General features: G+C 63.6%; 19 protein-coding genes and 1 pseudogene. 10 read left to right on the forward strand and 10 right to left on the reverse strand.

Annotated features, from left to right (window positions below):
* Positions 1–122 precede the first annotated feature (122 nt).
* Positions 123–548 carry a universal stress protein gene (locus ACVW1B_RS20760; protein WP_016840840.1) on the forward strand — a complete coding sequence of 142 codons (426 nt, stop codon included), beginning with the start codon at positions 123–125 and terminating at the stop codon, positions 546–548.
* Positions 549–795: 247 nt separating this feature from the next.
* Here ACVW1B_RS20760 and ACVW1B_RS20765 read toward each other — a convergent pair.
* Both ACVW1B_RS20765 and ACVW1B_RS20770 read right to left on the reverse strand, forming a co-directional pair.
* A pseudogene (locus tag ACVW1B_RS20765) lies at positions 796–927 on the reverse strand (IS5/IS1182 family transposase); the annotation flags it as partial.
* 648 nt (positions 928–1,575) lie between these two features.
* A complete protein-coding gene (locus ACVW1B_RS20770) occupies positions 1,576–2,667 on the reverse strand; it encodes a SphA family protein (RefSeq protein ID WP_456822106.1) in 1,092 nt (363 codons plus the stop codon).
* Positions 2,668–3,149: 482 nt separating this feature from the next.
* On the opposite strand from ACVW1B_RS20770, the gene ACVW1B_RS20775 reads away from it, so the two are divergent.
* The 4 genes from ACVW1B_RS20775 to ACVW1B_RS20790 all read left to right on the forward strand — a co-directional run bounded on the left by ACVW1B_RS20775 (position 3,150) and on the right by ACVW1B_RS20790 (position 9,452).
* Entirely contained in the window at positions 3,150–3,515 is a 366-nt protein-coding gene (locus ACVW1B_RS20775) for a hypothetical protein (RefSeq protein ID WP_456792465.1), read from the forward strand.
* A gap of 354 nt (positions 3,516–3,869) precedes the next feature.
* Positions 3,870–4,868, forward strand: a complete 999-nt coding sequence (locus ACVW1B_RS20780; RefSeq protein ID WP_456780213.1) for a formylglycine-generating enzyme family protein — start codon at positions 3,870–3,872, stop codon at positions 4,866–4,868.
* A 13-nt stretch (positions 4,869–4,881) separates the two neighbouring features.
* A complete protein-coding gene (locus ACVW1B_RS20785; protein WP_456781892.1) occupies positions 4,882–6,522 on the forward strand; it encodes an arylsulfatase in 1,641 nt (546 codons plus the stop codon).
* Between the two features lie 503 nt (positions 6,523–7,025).
* Positions 7,026–9,452 carry an arylsulfatase gene (locus ACVW1B_RS20790; protein ID WP_456822107.1) on the forward strand — a complete coding sequence of 809 codons (2,427 nt, stop codon included), beginning with the start codon at positions 7,026–7,028 and terminating at the stop codon, positions 9,450–9,452.
* Positions 9,453–9,689: 237 nt separating this feature from the next.
* On the opposite strand, the gene ACVW1B_RS20795 is transcribed toward ACVW1B_RS20790, so the two are convergent.
* Positions 9,690–12,230, reverse strand: a complete 2,541-nt coding sequence (locus ACVW1B_RS20795; protein ID WP_456792467.1) for a sensor domain-containing protein — start codon at positions 12,228–12,230, stop codon at positions 9,690–9,692.
* A 267-nt stretch (positions 12,231–12,497) separates the two neighbouring features.
* A complete protein-coding gene (locus ACVW1B_RS20800) occupies positions 12,498–12,734 on the reverse strand; it encodes a DUF1127 domain-containing protein (RefSeq protein WP_057016744.1) in 237 nt (78 codons plus the stop codon).
* A 182-nt stretch (positions 12,735–12,916) separates the two neighbouring features.
* Here ACVW1B_RS20800 and ACVW1B_RS20805 point away from each other — a divergent pair, with 182 nt between their 5' ends.
* Positions 12,917–14,260, forward strand: coding sequence for an aminotransferase-like domain-containing protein (locus ACVW1B_RS20805; protein WP_229159674.1), 1,344 nt, complete (start codon positions 12,917–12,919; stop codon positions 14,258–14,260).
* Between the two features lie 90 nt (positions 14,261–14,350).
* Here ACVW1B_RS20805 and ACVW1B_RS20810 read toward each other — a convergent pair whose 3' ends face one another.
* A complete protein-coding gene (locus ACVW1B_RS20810) occupies positions 14,351–14,707 on the reverse strand; it encodes a hypothetical protein (RefSeq protein WP_156436156.1) in 357 nt (118 codons plus the stop codon).
* Between the two features lie 74 nt (positions 14,708–14,781).
* Positions 14,782–15,390, reverse strand: a complete 609-nt coding sequence (locus ACVW1B_RS20815; RefSeq protein ID WP_456823050.1) for a hypothetical protein — start codon at positions 15,388–15,390, stop codon at positions 14,782–14,784.
* Between the two features lie 82 nt (positions 15,391–15,472).
* Between ACVW1B_RS20815 and ACVW1B_RS20820 the strand changes: the two genes are divergently transcribed.
* On the forward strand, positions 15,473–15,907 hold the full coding sequence (locus ACVW1B_RS20820) for a hypothetical protein (RefSeq protein ID WP_456780209.1): 435 nt from the start codon (positions 15,473–15,475) through the stop codon (positions 15,905–15,907).
* 79 nt (positions 15,908–15,986) lie between these two features.
* Here the strand turns inward: ACVW1B_RS20820 and ACVW1B_RS20825 are convergent, their stop codons facing one another.
* A complete protein-coding gene (locus ACVW1B_RS20825; protein WP_076825716.1) occupies positions 15,987–18,389 on the reverse strand; it encodes an EAL domain-containing protein in 2,403 nt (800 codons plus the stop codon).
* A 147-nt stretch (positions 18,390–18,536) separates the two neighbouring features.
* Positions 18,537–19,925, reverse strand: a complete 1,389-nt coding sequence (locus ACVW1B_RS20830) for an MFS transporter (RefSeq protein ID WP_456823051.1) — start codon at positions 19,923–19,925, stop codon at positions 18,537–18,539.
* A 617-nt stretch (positions 19,926–20,542) separates the two neighbouring features.
* Here ACVW1B_RS20830 and ACVW1B_RS20835 point away from each other — a divergent pair.
* The gene (locus ACVW1B_RS20835; RefSeq protein ID WP_456792468.1) at positions 20,543–21,619 is read left to right on the forward strand and encodes a lysylphosphatidylglycerol synthase transmembrane domain-containing protein; all 1,077 of its coding nucleotides are present in this window, start codon (positions 20,543–20,545) and stop codon (positions 21,617–21,619) included.
* Positions 21,620–21,724: 105 nt separating this feature from the next.
* Positions 21,725–23,692: a hypothetical protein gene (locus ACVW1B_RS20840; RefSeq protein WP_456822108.1), complete on the forward strand. Its 1,968-nt coding sequence runs from the start codon at positions 21,725–21,727 to the stop codon at positions 23,690–23,692.
* 166 nt (positions 23,693–23,858) lie between these two features.
* Here the strand turns inward: ACVW1B_RS20840 and ACVW1B_RS20845 are convergent, their stop codons facing one another.
* Complete coding sequence (locus ACVW1B_RS20845) at positions 23,859–24,425, reverse strand: DUF2147 domain-containing protein (RefSeq protein ID WP_057016746.1); 567 nt, start codon at positions 24,423–24,425, stop codon at positions 23,859–23,861.
* Between the two features lie 122 nt (positions 24,426–24,547).
* On the reverse strand, positions 24,548–25,576 hold the full coding sequence (locus ACVW1B_RS20850) for an NAD(P)/FAD-dependent oxidoreductase (protein WP_168855018.1): 1,029 nt from the start codon (positions 25,574–25,576) through the stop codon (positions 24,548–24,550).
* 164 nt (positions 25,577–25,740) lie between these two features.
* Here ACVW1B_RS20850 and ACVW1B_RS20855 point away from each other — a divergent pair, with 164 nt between their 5' ends.
* On the forward strand, positions 25,741–26,202 hold the full coding sequence (locus ACVW1B_RS20855) for an acyl-CoA thioesterase (protein WP_092085034.1): 462 nt from the start codon (positions 25,741–25,743) through the stop codon (positions 26,200–26,202).
* Position 26,203 lies beyond the last annotated feature (1 nt).

The following is a 26,203-nucleotide window of genomic DNA, read 5'->3' on the forward strand; positions in this document are numbered from 1 at the left end:
GACGTCTGCGCGACAGGGGGACCGGTTCGCGTCGATACCAGACCGACTTCAAGAAAAAGAAGGCGCGCGTCCCGGGCACAGGGACCAAACGGCTCCAGACCAATCGCGGACAGGAGGCGCAGATGTACAAGTCCATTCTCGTTCCGATCGACCTCGCCGATACCGACCTGGCGAAACCGGCGATCGCAACCGCTGCAACATTGTCGCAAACATGGAACGGGACGGTTCGTCTGCTCAACGTGCTGCCGATGACGCCGGTGATGCTCGCCGAATATGTGCCGGCGGATTTCGACAGCCAGCAGCGCGAAACGTCGGAAGAAGCGCTTGCGATCGTGGCGCGCGAATCCGGCATCGCGCCCTCCCGCATCTCGGGCGTAGTCCGTCAGGGCGGCATCTATCACGAGATCCTCGAGGAGGCCGCGACCATGAAGGCCGACCTCATCGTGATGACCTCGCACCGGCCGGCGATGCGCACCTATTTCCTCGGCTCCAATGCCGGACACGTAGTGCGCTACGCCAAATGCTCGGTGCTGGTGGTGCGGCACTAAAGCGGGTTGAGTTATGGGGCCGTCGCAGGCGGCGCTGCCAAAATATCGAAAACAACCCCATGCAAAGTAGCCGGCGGCGGCCGGCGTTCGGCCAGGGCGACTCGGCCAGGGCGACTTGACACGTCGGGCAACTCAGGAATATTCTTCTAATATTCCGAAATTGCGCCCACGTCCCTTCGCCCTACACGTCGCAGGCGGGAAAAGGGAACGCGCCCAATTTGCGGGCGCAGCCTAATCTCAGCCTGCTTTAATCCAACCAGGACGTGGACTCATTAGCGCGTAGCCACAGCCGGATTGACGCGAGTTGGACGAACCCGAGGTAGTTGGCAGCGCGTTTGTCGTAGCGCGTTGCCACACGCCGGCAGTGCTTGAGCGGACTTCGCTGACGAGTTTGGAATAGTGGTCCGATACAGCTGTTTGTTCGCTATCTCCTTAAGGTTGAGGCAATCAAGCCACGCTATTGTCTCGCCCGTGTCCTTCAAGATGGTAACGGTTGGCACCAAGGGTAATGTCTGGTTACTTCCTCACGGCCTGTCTGATCGTGGTAGCCTTGAGTTTCGAGGTGTCGTTTCGCCGATCCTGGAATCTATCACGGAACTCCGAGCTGCTTGGCCCGGCCCAGCGGCTCGCAGTTCGGCGGCGTGCGATGTGGCCGGCAGGCTGCGGGCTAATCTGCATGCTGCTGGGGTGGATCGTACTTCATTTTGTTCAAGACAAGCTTGTTCTCTCCGTGACGGGCAGTCTAATGATGCTTAGTGCCTCTTTCTTCACCGGATCGTTTATCGGCTTTATGGCCGGGACAGTGAATCGGGTTTGAAGCGCCGCGATCAAGGCAAGCGAAAAGCGCATCAGGCTATGGCCGCCGACAAGCTGCCGTGGCTTTGGCATCGTCCTGTTGATGTCCCTGTTTTGGCCCCAACCCGGACATGTCCGCACGCTCGCGGAGTGTCCATTGGCTGATTGCGTCGCTACCGCCGCGCGAGATTGAGCCTTCGGCACGACACCGGTGGCAACGTTACCGGCGCTGCTATTTCGTGAATCTGGGCCTTGTGGATGTCGGCGGCGTTGGCGCCGTGGGCTGAAGATTGAACGTCAGCCAGACGTTCCAGCCTGCTGGACGATTTTCATTGGCGAATTCGCCATAGCCCTTCAGGTTCAGATATCCCTGCATGTCTCCGACCGGGAAAATGTAGCCGACCTGCGGGCCGACACCGGCCACGCGCGACCGGAAGCAGCCGACGCGATCGCCGGAGCCGCTGTCGCAGCCGAGCTGCTGATAGAGGTAACCGACGAGGCCGACCTGCCACTGCTTGGTCAGGAATTGCGATGCGCCCCAGTCGAGGTGCATGTCGACGCCGCTTTGATATTGGGTGGAGGGGTTGACGAAGTTGTAGGTGAATCCCAGCACCGTCGAAAATTCATGCCCGGTCTTTGGATCGAAATAGGTGTAGCCGCCGCCTGCGTCGACTGTCCAGTGCCCAAGCCCCAGATTCGCCAGGCGGCCCGACTGGTAGGCGCCGACCGGAAGGTCGGCGGTAACGTACGTCATGTAATTGTTGACACCGGCATTCCAGCGCAGCGCGAACTGCGGGATCAGGTCGCCGAATGCAATGAGCGAGCTGTCGATGCTGTCAAACCGGGAGAAGGGGAACGTGCCGCCGCCTGGTCCCGTCAATGTCCCAACGAGCGATCCCGCCAGCGACGTGGAGTTGGAGCCGTAGGTCGCCAACAGGCTGGCAGAAGCCTGACCGCCCAGCACGGGTGTTGCAAAGGTGTAGGTCCCGGCCACAAGGCCAAGGTTCACATTCGCATTGACGTTCGCGTTGACGTTGGCCGTTAGATTCGCGGGAAAGCGACCAAGCGTGATTTCGCGCGACCGTGCCACGTCGCCGCCGGCGGAAACGGAGGTGTGATAATAAACCGTGGTTACCGACCAGCCCGGCGCCTGCTGAGGAACGGCCGCGAGGCTGCCAAAAAATCCGGGTATCCAAAAGCTGATGCCATTTTCATCGGCGCGAGCCGCTTGGGTGAAAAGCGCCAGCAAAGCGGCAAGCGCCCCGACACTCAAATGCCACTGCGAAAAAAATCTGCGTCCCAAATTCGGTTTAAAGTACCGCATCGCCGATTCCCCGACTCTCGCGATCCCACCATTGCTCCGGCGAGGTAGAAACTCGGAAAGAATAAGCTGACGCCGCCGTTCGTCCACGCGAATTCGGCACACTTGAGTTCAGCTGGAGGTTTATTGGAAGGTTGTGTCCTTGACGCCACAACCCTGGCACTTTTTGCATAGCCGTCAGGGGCTCTCGGCAAAGACGAGGCGGCCTGGCTCGATTGATCTAGATCAATAAATGAAGGATGCGTTACTGGAAGCATCTCATCTTGCTAGGTTCGTAGGCGCGGCGTTGTGACTTGGACCTGCGCCTTCCATTTCTATCGACCATCTTCTCGGACGTTGCCCAAGATTCGCTTTCTCTTGAACGACGGGCCAGTCGTTATGGCCACGGCTGAAAATCTTCTGCTGGATCCGCCGCATCACGGCGCGGATCGGCTTGGATGACGGGCGGCTCGCATTGGGCAGCCCGGTATTGGAGAGGATATCCCATGCACCCAGCAATCATGGCCATGGCGGCGGCTACCCAATTGCTGACGCCCATTTCCGATGCTGTCCCAAAATTCAACGTCGAGGCTACTTGCAGAGCGTCGGTAGAAGCCGACAAGGCGATGAATTTGAGCTTGCCTCAAAGTTTAGGCAAGTGTTTGAGCGATGAGAACTCAGCGCGTGAACAGCTGAGCCCGATTTGGTCTTCGTACTCCCCGGCAGTCAGGACCCAGTGTGAGGCCGAGGCGACGATAGGCGAAGCGAGCTATGTCGATCTCTTGACCTGTCTTCAAATGACTGATGGATCAGTCACGACCTCGGCAGCAGCTTTGCGGGGCGCGAGCAAAAAGAAAAAGGCTCCAAACTAACCCGCACTGTCGCCGCGGCGCCTGCAGCCGGGGGATAGATCGGACGTCCTCATGACTTGATCCAGGATGTTCTGGGTTGTAGTCGCGCCTTCACACTTAGTTGTTACAAGCATGATTGCCTTTGCTGCCCGGATTGCAAACCTTTGCTGCCCGGCTACAACGTGATACTCTAGGTTGTGCCGCTGCGAACGGCGTAGTCGGCCTCGCGCTCCAGATACTCGATCGTCTTTTCTGACTGACCAAGGCGTTAAACGCTCCCCCGACGAATCGGCGAGCTAGAAAGCTGCCGAGAGATTCTCGAAATTGCTCGGGGCGGCGATCGTAACTTTGAAACTCGTTCACTGCGAGTAGCCCATGCACGACGTTGGCGTTGCGGCAGGCGTACCTTTGTCGGATGGGCCCAGTGAGAGGGGCATGGTCTGGATTCCGGGCGGCACGTTCCGCATGGGCTCAGACAGGCACTATGCCGAAGAGGCGCCGGTCCATCGCGTCTCGGTGAGCGGCTTCTGGATGGACCGGACGCCGGTCACCAATCGCGATTTTCGCAAGTTCGTCAACGCAACCGGCTACGTGACGTCAGCGGAGACGCGGCCTGACGCAAAGGACTATCCGGGCGCACTGCCGCACATGCTCAAGGCAGGCTCGCTGGTTTTCACGCCACCGAAGCGTCCGGTCGATTTGCGCGACTGGTCGCAATGGTGGAATTTCAAATTTGGCGCCAACTGGCGCCGGCCATATGGCCCCCGCAGTTCGATCAGCGGCCTCGACGATCATCCCGTGGTCCACATTGCCTATCGCGATGCCGAGGCCTACGCGACATGGGCTGGCAAGGACTTGCCGACCGAAGCCGAATGGGAGTTTGCCGCGCGCGGCGGCCTCGACGGAGCCGAGTTCGCCTGGGGCGACGAGCTGATGCCCGGCGGCAGGCCAATGGCGAATACCTGGCAAGGTGTTTTTCCATACCAGAATCTTGGCGACGATGGTCACGCGCGCACCTCGCCGGTGATGGCGTTCCCACCGAATGGCTACGGCCTTCATGACATGATCGGCAACGTCTGGGAGTGGACCACCGATTGGTGGTCCACCAGGCATGCGCCCGACGCGGCCAAGGCGTGCTGCGTTCCTCAGGATCCACGCGGCGGGCGAGAGCAAGACAGCCACGATCCGTCTCTGCCCAAGATCAAGATTCCCCGCAAGGTTCTCAAAGGCGGCTCGCATCTCTGCGCGCCGAACTACTGCCGTCGCTATCGCCCGGCTGCGCGCCATGCGGAAGCGGTGGATACGTCCACGAGCCATGTTGGCCTTCGATGCATCATAAGGAAGGGAGCAAGTGATGAGCGACGACAAGGATAACGCCTCACGCGATATGAGCCGTCGAAATGTTTTGCTCGCGACGACAAGCCTGGCGGCGGCATCCGCATTAGGCGCCGCCGCATCGGTCGAAAAGGCACTGGCCCAGGCGCAGCAGGCACCGAGCGGCCAGCGGCCCAATATCGTCGTCATCATGGGGGACGATATCGGCATCTGGAATATCGGTGCTTACCATCGTGGCATGATGGCCGGCCGGACGCCGAACCTCGACAAGATCGCCGCAGAAGGCATGCTGTTTACCGATTATTACGCCGAGGCGAGCTGCACCGCAGGCCGCGCCAACTTCATCACCGGCGAGCTGCCGATCCGCACCGGCATGACAACGGTCGGCCAGGCCGGCGCCCCCACAGGCTTGCCGGCGGAGGCTGTGACCATTGCCACCGCGCTCAAGGGCATGGGCTATGCCACCGGCCAATTCGGCAAGAACCACCTTGGCGACAAGAACGACTTTCTGCCGACCGTGCACGGCTTCGACGAGTTCTTCGGCTATTTGTATCACCTCGACGCGATGGAAGATCCGGCTCACCCTGCCTATCCGCAGGAGCTGTTGAACAAGGTCGGCCCGCGCAACATGATCCATTCGTGGGCAACCAATGTGGACGACGCCACCGTGGATCCCCGCTGGGGCAAGGTCGGCAAGCAGAGGATTGAAGACGCCGGAACGCTCTATCCCAAGCGGATGGAAACGGTGGACGATGAAATCCGAGACTTCGCCTTGTCGTTCATTGAAAGGGCCAAGGCCGATAACAAGCCGTTCTTCTTGTGGCTCAATCCGACCCGCATGCACATCGTCACGCATTTGTCGCCGAAGTACGAGGCGATGCGCAACTCCAAGAACGGCTGGTCGATTCATGAAGCCGGCATGGCGCAGCTCGACGACGATGTCGGCCTCGTCATGAAAAAGCTCAAGGACATGGGCGTGGATGACAACACCATTGTCATCTTCACCACGGACAACGGCACCGAGGTCTTCACTTGGCCGGATGGCGGACAGACGCCTTTCGCGCAGAGCAAAGGTACGGTGATGGAAGGCGGCTTCCGCGCGCCGGCGATGATCCGCTGGCCGGGCAAGGTGCCGGCGGGCAAGGTCGAGAACGGCATCATCTCCGGGCTGGACTGGTTCCCGACCTTGCTGGCGGCTGCCGGCAACCCGAACATTGCCGAGGAACTGAAGAAGGGCAAGCAAATCGGGGATCGCAACTACAAGTGCCATCTGGATGGCTATAATCAGATGGACATGATCACCGGCAAGGGGCCGTCGAATCGACACGAAATCTGGTACTTCGGCGAGAGCGAACTGGGGGCCGTGCGCATCGACGACTACAAGTATCGTTTCATCGACCAGCCCGGTGGCTGGCTGGGCGAAAAAGCCAAGGTTGACGTCCCCTACCTGATCAACCTCCGCCTAGATCCGTTCGAGCGAACGGGCTGGCCCGACAGCGGGACCAAATACGGCGCCCAACAGTACTTCGACTGGTTCAAATATGAGTTCTGGCGCTTCGTGTTCGTTCAACAGGAGGTCGAGAAGCTGGCCATGACCGCAATCGAGTTTCCGCCGATGCAGAAGGGCGCGAGCTTCAACCTCGATTCCGTGAAGGCTAAAATCGAGGCCGCCAGGACGGCAATGGCAAAATGAGATTCATGATCGTGTTGGGCGGCGTCCATGCCGCCCAACACCGTCTCCTCCGGCCTTTCGGCCGGCGTTCGACCAGGCGACTTGACACGTCGGGCAACCCAGGGACATTCTTCTAATATTCCGAAATTGCGCACGAAGATGCCATTGAGGACGCGGCGGTCATTCGCTCGTCGCACGCCGCGCGGCTTGTTGGGCAGCATCGGCTCGGCAGTCCGGCTCAATCAGGCGCTGACCGACGGCGATTGGTCACTATACCCCCGAAAGCGGATGCATTGTGTTCACATCGAGTTCTTCAGCTTCTGACCAAAGCGGTCGCGAGACCCGGTTTTGGCCCGAAGTACCAAGGGGCCCTCCGTTGATCTAGATCAAGGGAACAAAGCGGCGCTTCCATTTCGATCCCCCAATGGTTGTACAGCGTCGGGTGAGCGGGGTGACACCTCTCCGTACCACACGTTAGCGGAGGCGTCCGAAAGCCCAAGCGGGTAACAGAAGGAGAGGCATCGATGAATCGCCGTCAGCTTTTTCTTTCCACCGCAAAGGGCGCGCTTGCGTCGGCACTCGGTTGGTCCTGGCTTCGCGAGTCGGCGCAGGCTCAAGAAGTGCTGCCGCTTCCGCAGCCGCCATTCAAGGGAAAAATCGGCACCACCTATAAGGACTCGTTTCCGGACAAGATACCGATCATTAGTGCACCAAGCGGCGCGCCGAACGTCCTGCTCGTTCTGATCGACGATTGCGGCTTCGGACAATGGGGGACTTTCGGCGGCCAAATCCCTACCCCGAACCTGGACCGGCTCGCAAAGGCCGGATTGCGCTACACGCGCTTCCATACCACGGCGCTATGTTCTCCAACGCGGGCCGCGCTGCTCACGGGCCGCAATCATCATTCCGCCGCAACAGGCAACATTACCGAATTGGGCGACGGCTATCCCGGCTACAGCGGACAGATTCCGAACAGCGCCGCCATGGTGGCAGAGCCGTTGCGCCAGCATGGCTACAGCACAGCCTGGTTCGGCAAGAACCACAATATTGCGGATTGGGAGACCAGTGTGTCGGGTCCCTATGACCGCTGGCCAACCCGGCAGGGATTTGATCACTTCTACGGTTTCTTGGGGGGCGAAGCGAACCAGTGGGTGCCGGCGCTCTATCGCGACAATACGCCAATCGAGATGGAGGTCCCGAGCGGCCGGAAAGCCGATTACACCCTGAATGAAGCCCTCGCCGACGAGGTGATCAGTCACATCAACAAGCAAAAGTCGGTGACACCGGACCGGCCATTCTTCATCTATTACGCGCCCGGTGCCACGCACGCGCCTCATCACGTGCCGAAGGAATGGATCGACAAGTTCAAGGGGCAGTTCGATCAGGGGTGGGATAGATATCGGGAAGAAACATACCAGCGACAATTGCGCCTGGGCGTGATCCCTGCCGACACCAAGCTGACCCCGCGGCCGGCGGAGATTCCTGCCTGGGATTCCCTTTCCGCTGATCAGAAGCGCATCGCCTCGCGGCTGATGGAGACCTTCGCCGCCTACACGGCCCAAACCGACTTTCATGTTGGGCGCGTCCTCGATGCTCTGGAAGCAGTCGGCCAAACGGACAACACGCTGATCTTTTGGGAGATTGGCGACAACGGCTCCTCGATGGAAGGTACCCTCAATGGCACCTTTAACGAGATGGTCGGCGTTAACGGTCAGCACGAGGACCCGAGCTATATCCTGGCGCATCTCGACGAGATCGGCGGTCCCAAGTCCTACAATCATTTTCCCGTGGGATGGGCGTGGGCCATGGACACACCGTTCCAATGGGGCAAGCAGGTCGCCTCGCATTTCGGCGGTACGCGCAATCCGCTCGTCATCTCATGGCCCAACAGGATCAAGGACAAAGGCGGCATTCGCACTCAATTCCATCACGCGATCGACATCGTTCCGACGATCCTGGAGGCTGCTCAAATCGAGCAGCCCTCGTCGGTCAACGGGGTTGCCCAAAAGCCGATCGAAGGCGTCAGCATGGTTTACACCTTCGACAACCCGAAGGCTGAAGAGCAGCGTCGCGTTCAATATTTCGAGATGTTCGGCAACCGTGCGATCTACAGCGACGGATGGGTTGCGTGCGTCCGCCATGGACGGCTGCCTTGGCAAAACATCGGCTCGTATGATTTCGCCAACGACAAGTGGGAGCTTTACCGGATTGAGAGCGACTTCAGCGAGGCCAACGACTTGGCGGCTCAAGAGCCCAAGCGTCTGCGCGACATGCAGGACCTGTTCTGGGTCGAGGCAGCAAAATACGACGTGCTCCCGCTGGACGACCGGTTCATCGAGCGCGCCGACCCAAGCTTGCGTCCGAGCCTGATCGCGGGACGCACCGATTTTACTTATTACCCCGGCGCCACGCGGATCCCCGAAAGCTCATCGCCCAACGTGAAAAACCGCTCGCACAGCATCGCGGCGTATATCGATGTTCCGCAAGCAGGCGGTGATGGTGTGTTGATCGCGGCTGGCGGCACCGTTGCCGGCTACGCTCTCTACATCAAGGACGGTAAGCCGACTTACGAATACAACTGGTTTTCCTTGCAACGATACAAGGTCGCCAGTTCGGAGAAGCTCGCACCGGGTCCGGCAATCATTCGCGTGGACTTCAAGTACGACGGCGGTGGGCTCGGAAAGGGTGGCGTAGTCACGCTTTTCGTCAATGACACGAAGGTTGGAGAGGGGCGGGTCGAAAAGAGCGTCTTGGGCCGGTTCTCGGCCGATGAAACTTTCGACATCGGGATGGATACGGGATCGCCGGTCAGCGATGATTACGCGTCGCCCAATCCCCATACAGGCAAGCTCTTAAAAGTGGAGATTCACCTCGCCCCGGTGAACCACACCGAAAACGACATCAAGACGCTACGCAAGGCCGAACTGGCTGCACAATCGGCCATCGAATAGGGATCGATGAGATCGAGGTGCAAGTCAGGAGGCCCGTTGGCTCGCGGCCAAGTATCGGTTCGTGGCCCTTCTCGAACCTCCGGCGACGTCCGCTTTCTCGCGGCTGTCAGGGTGAGAGCGGACATCAAGCGTCCCTCATCCAGCTCCGCTTTATGAGTACACGGCCCAGCTGATTGGTCAGCTGCCACCATCGAGGCAAAGCCACGGGCAAAAGAACGCTGCCAAAGCGGTGTTCGGCTAGAGGCGATTCCGTTGCGGCTGCATCCGGCGTGCCTCGCGCTCGATGCTGGCGGCGACCAGCGGCGCCTTGTCGGCGGCGATCGGCGGGGAAAACACGAAGCCCTGCACCAAATCGCAATCGAGCCCGCCGAGCACGTCCAGCTCGGCGGACAATTCGGCGCCCTCCGCCACGACCGTCATGCCGAGCCCGTGCGACAGGGCGATGATGCCGCCGAGCAGCTTGCGCTTCTCCGGCGCGGTGGAAATGCCATCCACGAAGGCCCGGTCCACTTTCAGGCAGTCGAAAGGCAGGCGCGTCAGGTAGCCGAGCGAGGAATAGCCCGAGCCGAAATCGTCCAGCGCCAGCCGGGCGCCCAAGCCGGACAGCGCCGTCAGCGTGCGACTGATCCGTTGCTCGGTATGATCCACGAACAGGCTTTCGGTCAGCTCCAGGCAGAGCAGCTCCGCCGGAAAGCCGGTCTCTGCCAGGATGGCCGAGACCGCGGTCTCGAAATCCACGCTCCAGATCTGCGCCGGCGAGACATTGACCGAGATGGAGCGCGGCGGCAGCCCGGCATCCAGCCAGGCGCGGCCCTGCCGGCAGGCCTCGCGCAGCACCCACAGGCCGAGGTCGACGATGAGGCCGGAGCTTTCGGCGATCGGGATGAACTCCGCCGGCGAGATCGGCCCGCGCTCGGGATGGGTCCAGCGCAGCAGCGCCTCGAAGCCGGTGACGCGGCCGGTCTTCAGGTCCACCTGCGGCTGGTAATGGGCCTCGAGGGCGCCGGCCTCCACGGCGTGGCGCAGATGGCGGCCGAGATCGAGCCTTTCATCGACGGCCTGCGCGTAGACCGGCTCGAACAGTTGCGCCCGGCCGCGTCCGGCCTCCTTGGCCATGTAGAGCGCGAGGTCCGCGTTGCGCACGGCGGTCTCCGCCGTCGCACCGTGCTCCGGCAGGCGGGCGATGCCGATGGTGGCGCCGACCGAGGCCTCGCCCTCGGCAAGATCGACGGGGCCGGACAGTTTGCCGACGAGCCGATCGGCAAGCCCGGTCAGCGCGGCGTCGGACGTGTCGCATCCATCCGCCAGCACGGCGAATTCGTCGCCGCCGAGCCGGGCGATGAAGGCGCGCGGCCCCAAGTCCTGCCGCAACGCAGCCGCCACCTTGATCAGCAATTCGTCACCGGCGGCATGGCCGAGGGAATCATTGACCTCCTTGAAGCGATCGAGGTCGATGAGCAGCAGCGCACCAGTCCGGCCTCCCCGGGCGCAGCCTTCGGTCAGGGCGGCGAGCTGGCGCGTGAACAGCGCGCGATTGGCAAGGCCGGTCAACGGATCGCTGTAGGCGAGCTGCTCGAGCTGGCGCTCGGCTTCCTTGCGCTCGGTGACGTCCTGCACGGTGCCGATGATGCCGATGACCTTGTCGTGGGCAACCTCCGCCTTGCAGATCACAGCCAGATCGCGGGGCATACCGTGCGCGTGCAGGATGCGCAGGTCGGTGGCCTCGGTCCGGCGGGTGCGCAGCACCCGTTTCTGCACATCCCGGAAGCGGTCGGCGTCGCCGTCCAGGAAATAGGGCCTCATGTTCTCATCGGTCGGCTCGAACGTGTCGGGCAAGCCGAGGAGCTGGTAGAGTTCGGGCGCCCAGATCGTGCGGCCGCTGTCCAGCCGGTGGCTCCAGGTGCCGATCTTGCCGAGACGGTGGGCTTCCTCCAGCGCCCGCGTGCGCTGGTCGAGCAGCGCCTTGGCCGCCCTGAGCTGGGTGATGTCGCTGGAGGTGCCGCGATAGCCGAGAAAGCTGCCGTCATCGCCGAAGATGGGCTTGCCGCTGGTGCAGATACTGACGCGCGAGCCGTCCTTGCCGATCAGCGTATAGGTGAAGTCGCGAAAAGGGCGATGGGCCTCCATATCGGCCCGGTGCCGCGCCATCGCCTCGCCGTCCTCGGGTGCATAAGTCAGCTCCCAGCGCGCCTTCCTGCCAGCGGCCACCGTCTGGAACGCCGCATTGCCGGCAAGCGATTTGGGATAGGGCAGCAGCCGATGCTCGGCGTCGCTCTCCCAGCACCAGTCCGAGGCGGTCGAGACAAAATCGGCCAGCCGTTGCTCGCTCTCCGCGAGGCGCCGCAGCGCGGAGGTCTCCTCCGTGACGTCGCGGACGATGCCGGACACGCGTCGAACCTGGCCGTCCGCGTCGAATTCCGGCTCGCCATGCACCACGCAGTCGAGCAGGCTGCCATCGAAACTGCGGAGTCTCGCGCGCACCGCATAGGGCCGCCCCTCCGCCCAGCAGGCCGCGTAATGCGCCTCCAGGAGCTTCCGGCTTTCAGGCAAATAGCGCTCGCGCACCGTGGCGATGGGGATGTAGCCGTCGGCGGTGTCGAATTCGTAGAAGGCGGCGAGCTCGGGCGATATCCAGAGATCGGTCGCGGCGGCACTCTGCGACTCCCAGTAGCCCATGCGGGCCAACCGGATCGCACAGCGCAGCGATCGCTCCTCATGCCAGCGGCGACGCGCTTCCCGGGTCGGGGCCTGCCCTTGCGACAATTTGCGAGCGGCCATCGGTCCCCAACTCAACGCTAGCGTACGCAGCTAACAGGCTAGCATAGAGCGTCACAACCTTGGAGCGACGGCGGTGACGAGATGGGGCTCTTCCGCTTCTTTGGTGTAGTTTCGGTGAATTCTGCAACCGGCAGTCGGCGCCCGGCCCTAAGGCGCGACGTGATTGGGTTGAATCGTCATCGCGCTTTAGCTCTTTGTTTGAGCATGACCTTTTTGGAAAACCGCTTCGCACTTTTCCGGATCATGCATTAGCGCAGCACCGGCATCTTAACGGATCCGCACCAGCTCCAGGTCGAAGTCGCCGGTGACGGCGGTCTCGATCTGGCAGCGCGAGAGTCCGATATCGCGCAACGCCCGGTCATCGAGCTGGCGCAGCGTCTTGATCGCCTCGCGGCGCACCCAATAGGTCGCGAGCGCATCGCCCCACACTCGGAGCAATCGGAGCAATCCGCCCAATGTACTAGGCCGCGCGGGCGCTGCGGCGGCTGAGGATATCGCTGACATTGTCATCTCTCCTTCGCTGCCCATAGACAAAGCTACGCCGTTGACGCAAATGCTGTTTCAGCGCCTTCGCCGCCGGGACCTCGGACTGCTTGCGCACTCCTCGGTGCAATCATGGGCTTGTTCCCTCTTAAATGATCCGGTACATTGCTCGGAGCAAGTAAAACATTGCTCTCGGTGCAATAATGTCGAGGTTCGAATATCTGAAGCTGGCGGATGCGGTGGCCGCCGAGATCGCCAGCGGCGCGCTGAAGGCGGGCGACCGGCTGCCGCCGCAGCGTCATTTCGCCTATGACCGCAACATCGCCGTCTCGACGGCGAGCCGGGTCTACACCGAACTGTTGCGGCGCGGGTTGGTAGTCGGTGAAGTCGGCCGCGGCACTTTCGTGTCCGGCGAGGCACGCCGCGGCATCACGGCCCCGACCGAGCCGCGCGGCGCCCGCATCGACCTCGAGTTCAACTATCCGCTGCTGCCGCACCAGGCGACGATGATCGCCAAGAGCCTCGAAGGACTGGAGCGGCCCGAGGTGCTCGAGGGCGCGCTGCGGCCGGCGACCAGCTTTGGCACGCGGGCGGCACGCACCATCTCCTCGGAATTTCTGGCGCGCAAAAGCTGGACGCCAAATCCCGACCAGATCGTGTTCACCGCCAATGGCCGGCAATGCATCGCCGCCGCGCTCGCCGCCGTGGTGCCGCCCGGCGGACGCTGCGGCGTCGAGGCGCTGACCTACCCGTTCGTCAAGGGCATCGCGGCGCGGCTCGGCATCTCGCTGGTGCCGCTCGCGATGGACGAACACGGCGTGCGACCGGATGCGGTGCAGAAGGCGCATCGCGAGGCGCACCTGTCCGCGATCTACGTCCAGCCCACGATCCAGAACCCGCTCAGCATCACCATGCCGGCCGAGCGCCGCGCCGAGCTGTTGCGCGTGGTGGAGAAGCTCGGCCTCATCGTCATCGAGGACGGCGTCTACGGATTCCTCGACGATGAGGCGCCGCTCGCCGCGCTCGCGCCCGACAGCTGCATCGTGCTCGACAGCCTGTCGAAGAAGGTCGCGCCGGGCCTCGCGCTCGGCTTCATCGTGTCGCCGCCGCGGCTGCGCGAGAGCATCATGGCCGCGGTGCGCTCGGGCGGCTGGACCGCGTCGGGCTACGCCTTCGCCGCGGGGCAGCGGCTGATGGCCGACGGCACCGCCGCCGAATTGTCACGGCTGAAACGGATCGATGCCGGCCGCCGCCAGCTTCTGGCGGCCAAGCATCTGGCCGATTTCGAAATCCAGACCAATCCGAAGTCGTATCATCTCTGGCTGACCTTGCCGCCGCATTGGCGCTCGCAGACACTGGTCGCGGCCGCGGCGCGCCGCGACATCGCGCTGACGCCGTCGACGACCTTTGCCGCCACGCCGGGGCACGCGCCCAATGCGGTGCGGCTCGCACTGGCTGCACCGCCGATGGAGCAACTCGACCTCGGCCTGCGGACACTGGCGGGAATGCTGAGCGCGACCGAAGAGGATTTTGACTCGACGGAGTGACATCGCACGTTCACTCCGAAGCAGCGCCGCAGTCCAGAATTGGATAGGAGTGGCACTCGCAGCGGCCCATTTCCAGTGAGCGCCAGGGCATCAAAAGCCACAGGCCGCATACGTCTTTCTCACGAGACGAAAATGCGCGCCCTCGGCTACGAAGTCCACATCCATGCACTGGTTGCCTTTGCGATACTCCCCGATCACGCCGCACTGCAGATATTCGAGGTTTATCCGCCAGCGCTTTTCTTGCGGCGAGTAAGTCGCAAAGTCGTGCTGCGCGACCGGCGTTCCCTTGCAAATTCCGGCAACGTATCGCCGCACGTCGGGCGGCAGATTGTCGACGTGATTGTGATCAAGCGGATCATGTTTGTTGCCCACGCTGCCCTTGGAAAGAGCCGGCGGGATGCTCAGGAGCACAAGGCACAGAGCCAAAAATGGGGTCCGGATTGTCATCTGACGCTCCAGCCAAAAGCAAATCCGTCGCCGAGTTTACAGCGCGTTGCTTACAACCCGCGCGAACCGCTGCCTCACCGATTGCGAACCGCCTTCGGCAGCAGCGCATCGGGCAATTGATCGAAGCTGTAGCGCCGCGGCCGGTTGCGCGTGACGAAACCGCCGACCTGCCAGGTGAACAGCGCGGCAAAGCCGACCAGGAACAGCGCCCCCATCCAGTTCGAGGTCAGCAGCGCCGTCAGCAGCAATCCGATCATTGCCACCGCAAGGCAGGCCAGCAGCGCCAGCGCGGCGGTATACGTCTTCGGTCCGAGACCTCCGACCAGCCTGGCGTTGCTGCCCGCCGCCTGCATCCGGCGATGCAGCTCGACGATGAAGTCGCGGTAGAGATGTCCCTGCGGCGCCACCAGCGTCGCGGTCTGCCAGGTGGTCGAGAGGATCGCGATCCGCCCGCCCCTGGCGTTGTCGATGTCGGCGCGAAACCGCTGCTGCTGCATCGAGACCGGGCGATAGGACAGTTTCACCGCGGAGATGTCGGCATAGTCCCACACGCCCGACCTGCCGGCGATCCGCCACGACAGCCCGTCCTCGGTCAGCTCGAACTGGTGCGCCGAGCCGATCAAGGAGGCCTTGTAGGCGTAGCGCACTGCCGTGCCCTCGCCTGCCTCCGACCGGTCCTGCAACGTTGTTGGCAATCCGCCGTTCCACCTGTTCAAACGCACACGCAGCTTGCGCAGCCTGTCGCGCCTATCCTACAAGCGAGCCATGCCCGAGACGACCTATTTTCCGCGCTACCTCATCCTCGGCGGCGCGATGATATCCGGCGTGCTGCTGGCGCTTGCCGTGCACATGCTCGGCGCGCGCTACGGGCTCGATCTCGGCGGCCTGTGGCGCTCCGATAGCCACGAGTTCATGCCGGCGGGCGCCGCGATTGCGTGGTGGCTGATCGCGACCGTCGCATTTTCGGGCGGCTACTTCACCGCCAATCTGATGCACAGCGCGGTGGCCGGCCAGATCCCGCAGCGGATGCGTAACTTCCTGATCGTCGTCGGCGTGCTGATGCTGGCCGGCGCCGGCCAGGCCGCGTCGGCGCCGAGCACGGTCTCGACCATATCCGCCGTGCTTGCAGGCCTTGCCGCCCTGTGCCTCGGCGCAGTGATGGCGTTCTGCGGCGCCTATTTTGCCCTGCGCAAGAGCTAGAGCGTTTTCGAGCGAAGTGGACGCGGTTCGCGTGAAGAGAACGCGTCCAAACCAGAATCCGGCTCTCCGGCCTTCCAACTCAGGCGACCGACCGTTCCGGCACCCTGCGCAACATCTTGGCGACGTCGGCTGCCGGTCGCGGCGGGCTGAACAGATAGCCCTGCGCCTGCGTGCAGCCCTCCCGACGCAGCAGATCGAACTGGGTATCGGTCTCGACCCCTTCGGCTGTCGTGACGATGCCGAGGCTCTTGCCGAGGCCGGTGACCGCGCGCACGATCGCCATCGAGTCCTCGCGTGTCGCAAGGTCGGTGACGAAGGACCGGTCGATCTTGATCTTGTCGAACGGGAAGCTGCGCAGATAGCTCAGCGAGGAATAGCCGGTGCCGAAATCGTCCAGCGAGATGCGGACGCCGAAGCCGCGCAGCTCATGCAGCACCGCGAGCGTCGCCTCGCTGTTCTGCAGCAGCACCGATTCGGTGATCTCGAGCTCAAGCCGATCCGCCGACAGGCCCGATGCTTGCAGCGCCGCCTTCACCGACGACACCAAATTCGGGTTCTTGAACTGCACCGGCGAGAGATTGACGGCAACCGCGACGGCCTCGGGCCAGCCCGCGGCATCCGCGCAGGCCTTGCGCAACACGATCTCGCCAAGCGGAACGATCAGCCCGGTTTCCTCGGCGACAGGAATAAAATTGTTCGGCGCGATCAGGCCACGCAGCGAATGGTTCCAGCGCGCCAGCGCCTCGAAGGCGACGATCCGATCGCCCGCGACATCGCGGATCGGCTGGTAGTAGACCTCGAACTCGTCATGCTCGAGCGCGAGCCGCAGGTCGCGCTCCAGCAGGCGGCGCGCCTGCGCACGCGCATCCATCCCGGTCTCGAAGAAGCGATAGGTGCCGCGGCCGTCGGCCTTGGCGCGGTACAGCGCGAGATCGGCCTTTTGCAGCAATTCGTCGGGATCCTTGCCGTCTTCGGGCGCGAGCGAGATGCCGATGCTGACGCCGATCACGAGCTGATGGCCGCCGATCTCGTAGGGCGCGGCGATCCGCTCGACCACGAGACTTGCCAGCGACGACACGACGGACGGCTCGCAATTGCTGCAGAACTGCACGATGGCGAATTCGTCGCCGCCAAGCCGCGCCACGGTGTCGTGCTCGGTGACGCATTCGCCCAGCCGGCGCGCCACTTCGCGGAGCAGCGCGTCGCCGATCGGATGTCCGAGCGTGTCGTTGATTTCCTTGAAATGATCGAGATCGAGACAGAGCACGGCCAGTTGGTCGGAGCGCTTGGCCAGTCTCGAGGCCTTCTCGAGCTGCTCGCGGAACAGCGTCCGGTTCGGCAAATTGGTCAGCGCGTCATGCCGCGCCATGTGTGAAATCTGTTCCTGGGCCTGCTGCCATTCGGTGATGTCCTCGAAGGTCGCAACCCAGCCGCCGCCCTTCATCGGCTGGTCGACGACACGGATCGCGCGCTCGTTGCGGCTGACGATCCGCGTCGCGCTGTGGCCGGCCTTTGCCTCGGCGACGAGAGCATTGCAGAACTCCTCGGGATCGCCGTCCCACTCGCCGATGGAATGGAGGTCCTGCAGGACATCGATCAGCAGGCGTCCCTGCAGCGGTATGCGACTGCGCCCCATCATCTCGCTGTAGCGCTCGTTGAACAGCATGATGCGGCCGTCGGCATCGAACATGCACAGCCCCTGCGACATGTTCTCGAGCGCGGTATCGAGCACCACCTTCTGCTTGTGAAGTTCGGTCTTGGCGCGACGGTCGAGGATCGAGGCGATCAGCGAGAGGCCGAGGATCGCGAAGGCCGCAACGGCGGTCATGAACGAGAGCACGCGCGGCGAGACCGTAAGTCCGCCGGAAACGATCGTCGGATCCGGGACGAGCGTCACCGCGCCCATCGCGGTGAAATGATGCGAGACGATCGCGACGGTCAGAAGACCGGTCGCGGCGGCGGTGGTGCCGAAACGTTCGCCACGGGTGGCAACGACGAGCGCGAGCGCGCCGAACAGGCTTCCGAACGCGATCGACGAGGCGACGATGCCGGGCGACCAGACGATGCGCGCGGGCAGCTCCAGCCCGAGCATGCCGGTGTAATGCATCGCCGCGACACCGGCGCCGACGATCGCGCCACCGGCCGCAACCGTCTGCCAGCGTCCATCGAGCGTGGCGACGGCCAATCCGACCGCCAGGATCGCAACCGCGAGCACCAGCGACAGCAGCGTGATGGGAATGTTGTACCCGGCCTCGATGCCGGGATCGTACGCCAGCATGGCAACGAAATGGGTGGCCCAGATACCGCAACCGCCGACCGCCGCATCGAGGCCGATCCAGATCTCGCGGGCCCGCCCCTGCGCAGCGCGGGCACGGTGAAACAGGCTGATCGCGACGGCGCTGGCGAGCAGGCAGATCACCCCGCCGAGGACGACCAACCGCCAGTCATGTTCCAAAGTGAGACAGGTCAGAACGCGATACATATAGGCCCCCTTTATGAACCTATAAGAACAGACGCATTCGTGTAGGAACGGTAACCGCACCGCAGCAAGGTTCCACGCATGGTGAAGAAGCCTTGAATGCAGGCGATCGGGTCAGGGCAACGCGGAGATGCCTCGCTGCGGTTCGTCTCAGCGCCGAGCCTGTGACCATGCGCCGATCCAGATCAGCGCAGCCGCCGCCAGCAACACGCCGGCGGAGATGACGAGGGCCGCATGCAGGCCGGTGATGAAGGCCGCGGACCGGCTGACCATCGAGCCGAACAGCGCGACACCGAGCACGCTGCCGGTCTGCCGGGTCGCGTTCAACACCCCGGCCGCGATGCCGGCATGCTGCGGCCCGGCACTGCCGAGCAGCGCCGATGTCAGGGGCGGCACCAGCAGGCCGAGGCCGCCGCTCATGGCCAGCAATTGCAGGCAGATCGCGAGGTAGCTGGTGCCGGGGCCGATGAACAGCATCGCAAGACATCCGGTGGCGGAGAGAGCGGCGCCGAGCGCGATTGTCGCCGGCGCGCCGATCCGCTCCGCGACATGCGGTGCGATCAGGTTGGCGGGCAGCACGGCGCCGAGCATCGGCACGAACGCGAGGCCAGTGGCGAACGCCGACAGCCCGTTGACCTGCTGGAAGTAGAGGCTGAGCACGAAGATCAGGCCGTAGAACGCGACATTGACCAGGAGGCCGACCAGCGTGGTCAGGGCAAACATCCGGTGGCGGAACAGCGAGAGCGGCAGCATCGGCTGCGGCGCGCGCGCCTCACGCCAGACGAACAGCACGGAGAAGACGGCGGCGAGAGCGAAGCCTGCGATCACGAACGGGTTGCCCCAGCCGAGCGCGCCGCCTTCGATCAGCGCGCCGGCCAACGTGCCGAGCGCGGCGATCGCCGCGACCTGCCCCGGCAGATCGAGCCGGTGTTGCTGATGACGCGTGGTTTCGCTGGCAAAGCGCCAGGCGAGCCACAAGCCGGCGAGGCCGATCGGCAGGTTGACCAGAAAGATCGCGCGCCAGCCGACCAGCGCGATCAGTCCGCCGCCGACGAACGGGCCGGCGGTCAGCGCAAGGCTCGCGCCCGCGGCCCAGACACCGACCGCCCGTCCCCGCGCCTTCTCGTCTTCATAGGCATGGCGGAGCAGCGCCAGCGAGTTCGGCACCAGGATGGCGGCGGCCAGCCCCTGAACGCAGCGGGCGGCGATCAGCGTCGTCGCATCAGGCGCGACCGCGCAGGCAACCGATGCCGCGGTGAAGATCGCAAACCCAGCCATGAAGATGCGCTTGGCGCCGATCCGGTCGCCGAGCGCGCCCGCGATCAGGATGAAGGCCGCAAAGGCGATCGTGTAGGCGCTGACCACCCATTGCAGTTCGGCGACGCCGCCGCCGAGCGAGGCGCCGATCGCGTTGAGCGCCGTGTTGACGATGGTGACGTCGAGCTGCACGACGCCATAGCCGAGACTCATCGCGGCGAGCGTCAACGTCGCCGCGAGCCCGCTCGTTTGCCGATGCGACGTTGCGCGGCGGTCCGGCATGTGCCGGACGTTCAGGGAGGTCTGTTGCATGGTCTCGTCCTTGCTCTCGGCAACCAATGCGAGACATAGGCCTTCGTTTCGCCGCAACACTTCGCCACGGATCGAAGTGTGAAATCTCGTACCCGGCCGATCTGTCCGACGGCGGCCCGCTTGCGCGGCGTTTTGCCTCAATAGACCTACGGACCGCCCTCGCGCGGCTCACTGGCCCGAGCGCAGGGCGCATCATGCGCATGCGCGCGTCGACTTCACACTTTGGTAAACGTCACAGCCGGCTCAGCCGTCCCCATGCTGACGCATATCGTCCATTCGCCTCGCGCCAGCTAACCCGCATCGACGCCGGGACGGCCGCAAAATCGGCAAAAAAGCCGGCGAAACCGCCTGAAACGGCGGAACATGCAGTGGCCCCATCGCGGTCCTGCGACTCACATTCCGCAGAGCGAGAACATATGTAGCCAATATGACAATGACGCTGGACGAGGGCCGAAGGTTGGCTTGTCAAGGGCTGCACAACGCATCGGTTTTGCCTTATGGGTCATCGCGTACGGTGCGTTTGCCCGTCACCCGTCGCCGTCCGTGATCGGGTCCCACTGAAATTTGCCGCCCCGCCGGGAGGATGAATGCTTCGGCTGCTGACCACGCTCGGGCGTGGTTTCAAGGAAAAGATCGGCTGGAAACGGCTCGGGATCGCCGCGAGTGTGTTGATCATCGCGTTCGCGATCACGTCGCTCGTTCACACCCTGAAGGGCGTCGATACCGGCATCATTCTCACCGCGCTCACCAACATCGCGCCGCATCGGATCGCGCTGGCGGCGCTCTGTGTGGTCGGGGCGTTCTGCACGCTGACCTTCTACGACTTCTTCGCGCTGCGCACGATCGGCAAGATCCATGTCCCCTACCGCATCGCAGCGCTGTCGAGCTTCACGAGCTACACGATCGGCCACAATATCGGCGCCACGGTGTTTACCGGCGGCGCGATCCGCTTCCGGATCTATTCCGATTATGGCCTCTCCGCGATCGACGTCGCCAAGATCTGCTTTCTGTCGGGCCTGACCTTCTGGCTCGGCAATTTGTTCGTGCTCGGCTTCGGCATGGCCTGGCACCCGGCGGCGGCGTCGGCGATGGACCTGCTGCCGCCGGCGATGAACCGGCTGATCGCGCTCGGCTGCCTTGCCGGCATCGGCGCCTATTTCGTCTGGCTCCTGACCGGCGAGACGCGCCGCGAGCTCGGCCAGAACGGCTGGAAGGTGGTGCTGCCCTCGGCCAAGCTGACGCTGTTGCAGATCCTGATCGGCGTGGTCGATCTCGGTTTCTGCGCGCTCGCAATGTACCTGCTGATGCCGACCGAGCCGCATATCGACTTCGTCTCGCTGGCGGTCGTGTTCATCCTGGCGACGCTGCTCGGCTTCGCCAGCCACGCCCCCGGCTCGATCGGCGTGTTCGACGCCGCGATGCTGGTGGCGCTGCCGGAGTTCAGCAAGGAACAATTGCTGGCGACGCTGGTCGTGTTCCGCATCCTCTACTTCCTGATCCCGTTCGGGATTTCGATCTCGATCATGGGCATGCGCGAGCTCTGGCTCAACGTGGTGCAGCCCTGGCAAGAGCGGAAACGACTAAGCCAAGCCTGCACGGCTTCGGCGACCGTGCGGCAACCGATCGAAAGCCGGCAGCAGCGGGTCAGGCAGCTGAAACGGTAACGGACAACGTTATCGGCCCTCGTGCGGGCCCCCCTCGATCCCGGATTTTCGATCCTCGCGGCCGCTTCTCTTATTTTCGCCGTACCGCTCGCGTCAAACCGCGCCATGATTGGCTTTTTGGTTCGATTTTCGTTTCGGGTGACGGTCTGCAGCGTGCTGCTCGGCAGCGCGCTGGCCGCGGTCTTCGCATCGGCCGCGGAGGCGCAGGACAACCAGCTGCAGATCTCATGGGAGGTCCGCAACCGCTTCCGCCTGTTCCGCGAGGAACGCGACTTCCGCCTGCATGTCGAAAGCGGGCTTGGCCGCAGCGTGCTGGCCTCGGAACAGACGCTGGAACTGCAAAGCGATGGCCGCGGCTGGGCGCGCAACACCGTGAACCGGCTCTGCATCGACCTGCAGGGCCGCGTCAGCGAGCCCTGCACGCGCGACAACGTCAAGGAAAGCTATCTGACGCCGATCGATCATCCGATCGTCGTGCGGCTCACCGGCCCGGTTCCGGTCGGCGCGACCTGTGCCTGGTCGTTCGACGACGGCGACGGGCCGCAATCCTCGACATTCGATTGCGCCGAGCCGATCAACCTGCGCGTCCGCTACGGCCGCACCACGGTCGCGACCGTCGACGTCGCAAGCGGCTCGGACGCCAACCAGCGTGTGGCGACGCAGATCGAGGTGCGCGACTTGCTGATCGCGGGCCTCGGCGACAGCATCGCATCCGGCGAGGGCAATCCCGACCGCGCGATTGCGCTCTCCGACGAGGGGTTCTGCTTCCGCTCCTATCTCGGCGGGGCGCAATATTACCGGCCGAGCCGCGCCGGCTACAAAGGCGGCCGCGCCTGCGAAGCACCGGATACCCTGACCAACTGGCAACGCCAGAGCGCGCTGTGGCTCAACTCGGCCTGTCACCGGTCGCTGTACAGCTACCAGACCCGCACGGCGCTCGCGCTCGCCGTGCAATATCCGCACATCGCGGTGACCTATCTGCCGCTGGCCTGCACCGGCGCCAGCATCGCCGACGGCCTGCTCGGCTCGCAGCAGGCGCGGGAATGCCTGCCGACGAAGACAGCCAACACCTGCTCGGGCACCGTCAACGGCCAGATCGCGGAGCTGCGCACGGCACTCGCCGCCGCCAAGCGCCGTCAGCCCGACCGCACCCTCGACCTCGTGCTGCTGTCGATCGGCGCCAACGACATCTACTTCTCCGGCCTCGTCGCCAACGTGATCGTCGATACGCCGACCGAGCGCACGTTGTTCAGCCGCGGCGGCTCGATGGCCAGCGTCGAGGATGCCCGTTCGGCGCTGGCGCGCGACCTGCCGGCCGATTTTGCCAAGCTGCGCGATGCGCTGAAGCCGCTGGTCGGCGGCGATCTCTCGCACGTGATCTACACGGCCTATGCCAATCCGGCGCTGGCCAATGGCGGCGCGCCCTGCCCCGGCGGCCGCGCCGGCTTCGAGATCCATCCCTCGTTCAACGCGGATCCCAACCGCCTCGCGTCGGTGTCGAGCTTCGTGCAGAACGAGTTCCTGCCGCAACTCAAGGCGATCGCGCAGTGCCAGTCCGGCATCATCTGCCGCAATCCGCAGGCCGATCGCATGACCTTCGTCGATGCGCATCAGGACGCGTTTGCGAGCCATGGCTTCTGCGCACGCGCCTCGACCGATCCGGAATTCGACCGCGATTGCTTCGCCGCCAACGGCGACAGCTTCGTCTCGGACATCGTCGCCGCGGCCAACCAGCCGCTGAAATGCGGCCGCAGCGCCGGCGAATACCGCGCCTATCTGCCGCGCGCGCGCTGGATCCGCGACGCCAATGACAGCTACTTCACGGCGATGACCTACCCGCAGGGCCTGCCGTCCTCGATGCAGCCAAGCGACATCCACGACGCGACATGGGGCATCCTGTCGGCGGTGTATGGCGGCGCGGTGCATCCGAGCGCCGAAGGCCATGCCGCGATGGCCGATGCCGCGGTCCCCGCGGCCGCCACCGTGCTGCAGCTGAACACCGCGGTGCCCGAGGTGATTACCGAGCCGGTCGCGCCACTGCCGATGCCGATTGCACCGACGGGACAGCGCTGAACGCTCACGTTGCCACGCAAGAGCGGAGCGTGAGCGTGCGCAGATCGGAGCGTTAGAGAGAAGTGCTAAAGCATGATCCGGAAAAGTGCGAAGCGGTTTTCCGAAAAGATCATGCTCAAACAAAGAACTAAAGCGCGATGACGATTCAACCTAATCTCATCGCGCCTTAGTGCCGCTTCGTCGCGGGCACTGGCGCCGCCGGCTTCGCCACCGCGGCTTGCGCCGGCAGATATTTGGCAACGATCGCGGGATCGAGCTGGGCCACCGCGGTGTCAGGCAGCCGGGTCCAGACCTCATCCTTGCCGAACAGCGAGATGCCGAGAAAGCCGCGCATCGTCAGCGTCTGACCATCGGCGCTCAACGTCATCTTGGCCTTGTAGACCTTGCCGTTGCGCGGATCGAGCACGTTGCCGCCTTCATAGGCGAGCCCGTTGCGCTTCATGTCGCGGATGAGGGGAATGCCGAGCCACGGCATGTCCTTGCGATCGTCGGTGCATTTCGAGCAGACCGGATTGGGCGGATCGCCGGGCGATGAGAACATCTTTGCGATCATGCCTTCGAACAGGCCATTGCGCTCGATCACCAGGAACCAGCCCTCGGGCTTGCCGTCTTCGATCTTTTGCCACAGGCCGGCAGCCGACGGATCGGCCGCCGAGGCCGCAAGCGGAGCAGCTAGCGCAAAGGCCGTGGCGATCGCGAGGATCAGCCGAAGTCTGGATAGCGTGTTCCGCATCATCATCACCTGATCAATCGACCAACTCGACTACAAGCAGACTACGGCCATTTCACGGAGTGTTCCAGGCGCCGCGCAGGAAATGGCCCATGCCCCTGGCACTGGTCTCCGCTCGAGTGAAATCAGTTCACCCCGAGCTTCTTCTGCAGACTCGATGACGAGGTTGTGTACTGGAACACCAGCCGCTTGTCCGGATACACGTAGCGGTGCGCCTTCTGCGCCATCAGCGCACCCTCGTGGAAGCCGGAGAGAATGAGCTTGAGCTTGCCCGGATAGGTGTTGATGTCGCCGATCGCGAAGATGCCTGACACGTTGGTCTCGAACGCCGCGGTGTCGACTGGCACCAGATTGTTCTCCAGCGCCACGCCCCAGTTCGCGACCGGGCCGAGCTTCATGGTGAGTCCGAAGAACGGCAGCATCGTATCGCAGGCGATCGTCGAGACCGCATTGTCGTTGCCCTTGAGCGCCGCGCCCGAGAGCTGGCCGTTGGCGCCTTCGAGCCCCGTGACCTGGCCGATCTTCAGATCCATCCTGCCGTCGGCAACGAGCGCACGCATCTGCTCGACGCTGTGCGGCGCCGCGCGGAAATCGTCGCGCCGGTGCAGCAGCGTGATGCGCTTGGCGATCGGATGCAGATTGAGCGTCCAGTCGAGCGCGGAGTCGCCGCCGCCGACGATCAGGATGTTCTTGTCTCGGAATTGCTCCATCTTGCGCACGGCATAAAACACCGACGTGCCTTCATAGGCCTCGATGCCCGGCACCGGCGGGCGCTTCGGCTGGAACGAGCCGCCGCCGGCCGAGATCACGACGACCTTGCACTCGAACTCCTTGCCGGCATCGGTCTTCACCCGGAACAGGGGATCGCCGATCTTCTCGATGCTCTCCACCATCTCGTTGAGATGGAAGGTCGGGCCGAACGGCTTGATCTGCTCCAGCAGCTGTTCGGTGAGGCCCTGACCGGTGACGAAGGGAATTCCGGGAATGTCGTAGATCGGCTTCTCCGGATAGAGCTCGGCGCATTGCCCGCCGATCTTGTCGAGGATGTCGACCAGATGCACCTTCATGTCGAGCAGGCCCAGTTCGAACACGGCGAACAGTCCGCAGGGGCCCGCGCCAATAATCAGCACATCGGTCTTGATCGCTTCGCTCATGTCCGCTTCTTTTCAGTTGAAATCGACTGGACGGCTTTTTCGCCTGTCCAGCCAAGTGGGCCGGATCGCGACATGCATAATAGGGACAGCGGCTGGCGCGGCAACCCCTTGCCGAGCCTGCGCAACTCGGCTGTATGGGCGGGAAACCGACGGAGATCCCCCTCGTGAATGCCCCTGTCCGTGCTGACGATGCGCCGCGCCTGGAAGACTTTCCCTATCGCCTGTCCGACAATGTGCGCTTTGCCGATCTTGACCCCAACGGGCACGTCAACAACGCCGTCTATGCGAGCTATTTTGAAACCGGCCGCGTCACGCTGGTGAAGGATCGCAGCATGGGGCTGATGCCGGCGGGGCTCGGCTGGATCATGGTGCGCCTCGACATCCATTTCCGTGCCGAGTTGCACTGGCCGGGTCAGATCGAGCTCGGGCTCGGTCTCGTCAAGTTTGGACGCACGTCGACCACCTTCGACCAGGTGGTGTTTTCGGAAGGCAGATGCGTGGCGTCGGCGAAGGCGGTCACGGTGATGATCGATGAGGCCACGCGCAGGCCGGCGCCGCTGCCGGCGGAGGTCAAGCAGAACTTCCGCCGCTGGGTCCGTCGCGGAGTGAATCCGGACGGCGAATAAG

Source organism: Bradyrhizobium sp. USDA 4502 (genome assembly GCF_054063355.1).

What these genes read in the sequence shown, in the direction of transcription:
- ACVW1B_RS20760 (WP_016840840.1), top strand. Translation starts at nt 123, where the DNA reads ATGTACAAGTCCATTCTCGTTCCGATCGACCTCGCCGATACCGACCTG.
- ACVW1B_RS20770 (WP_456822106.1), bottom strand. Translation starts at nt 2,667, where the DNA reads ATGCGGTACTTTAAACCGAATTTGGGACGCAGATTTTTTTCGCAGTGG.
- ACVW1B_RS20775 (WP_456792465.1), top strand. Translation starts at nt 3,150, where the DNA reads ATGCACCCAGCAATCATGGCCATGGCGGCGGCTACCCAATTGCTGACG.
- ACVW1B_RS20780 (WP_456780213.1), top strand. Translation starts at nt 3,870, where the DNA reads ATGCACGACGTTGGCGTTGCGGCAGGCGTACCTTTGTCGGATGGGCCC.
- ACVW1B_RS20785 (WP_456781892.1), top strand. Translation starts at nt 4,882, where the DNA reads ATGAGCCGTCGAAATGTTTTGCTCGCGACGACAAGCCTGGCGGCGGCA.
- ACVW1B_RS20790 (WP_456822107.1), top strand. Translation starts at nt 7,026, where the DNA reads ATGAATCGCCGTCAGCTTTTTCTTTCCACCGCAAAGGGCGCGCTTGCG.
- ACVW1B_RS20795 (WP_456792467.1), bottom strand. Translation starts at nt 12,230, where the DNA reads ATGGCCGCTCGCAAATTGTCGCAAGGGCAGGCCCCGACCCGGGAAGCG.
- ACVW1B_RS20800 (WP_057016744.1), bottom strand. Translation starts at nt 12,734, where the DNA reads ATGTCAGCGATATCCTCAGCCGCCGCAGCGCCCGCGCGGCCTAGTACA.
- ACVW1B_RS20805 (WP_229159674.1), top strand. Translation starts at nt 12,917, where the DNA reads ATGTCGAGGTTCGAATATCTGAAGCTGGCGGATGCGGTGGCCGCCGAG.
- ACVW1B_RS20810 (WP_156436156.1), bottom strand. Translation starts at nt 14,707, where the DNA reads ATGACAATCCGGACCCCATTTTTGGCTCTGTGCCTTGTGCTCCTGAGC.
- ACVW1B_RS20820 (WP_456780209.1), top strand. Translation starts at nt 15,473, where the DNA reads ATGCCCGAGACGACCTATTTTCCGCGCTACCTCATCCTCGGCGGCGCG.
- ACVW1B_RS20825 (WP_076825716.1), bottom strand. Translation starts at nt 18,389, where the DNA reads ATGTATCGCGTTCTGACCTGTCTCACTTTGGAACATGACTGGCGGTTG.
- ACVW1B_RS20830 (WP_456823051.1), bottom strand. Translation starts at nt 19,925, where the DNA reads ATGCCGGACCGCCGCGCAACGTCGCATCGGCAAACGAGCGGGCTCGCG.
- ACVW1B_RS20835 (WP_456792468.1), top strand. Translation starts at nt 20,543, where the DNA reads ATGCTTCGGCTGCTGACCACGCTCGGGCGTGGTTTCAAGGAAAAGATC.
- ACVW1B_RS20840 (WP_456822108.1), top strand. Translation starts at nt 21,725, where the DNA reads ATGATTGGCTTTTTGGTTCGATTTTCGTTTCGGGTGACGGTCTGCAGC.
- ACVW1B_RS20845 (WP_057016746.1), bottom strand. Translation starts at nt 24,425, where the DNA reads ATGCGGAACACGCTATCCAGACTTCGGCTGATCCTCGCGATCGCCACG.
- ACVW1B_RS20850 (WP_168855018.1), bottom strand. Translation starts at nt 25,576, where the DNA reads ATGAGCGAAGCGATCAAGACCGATGTGCTGATTATTGGCGCGGGCCCC.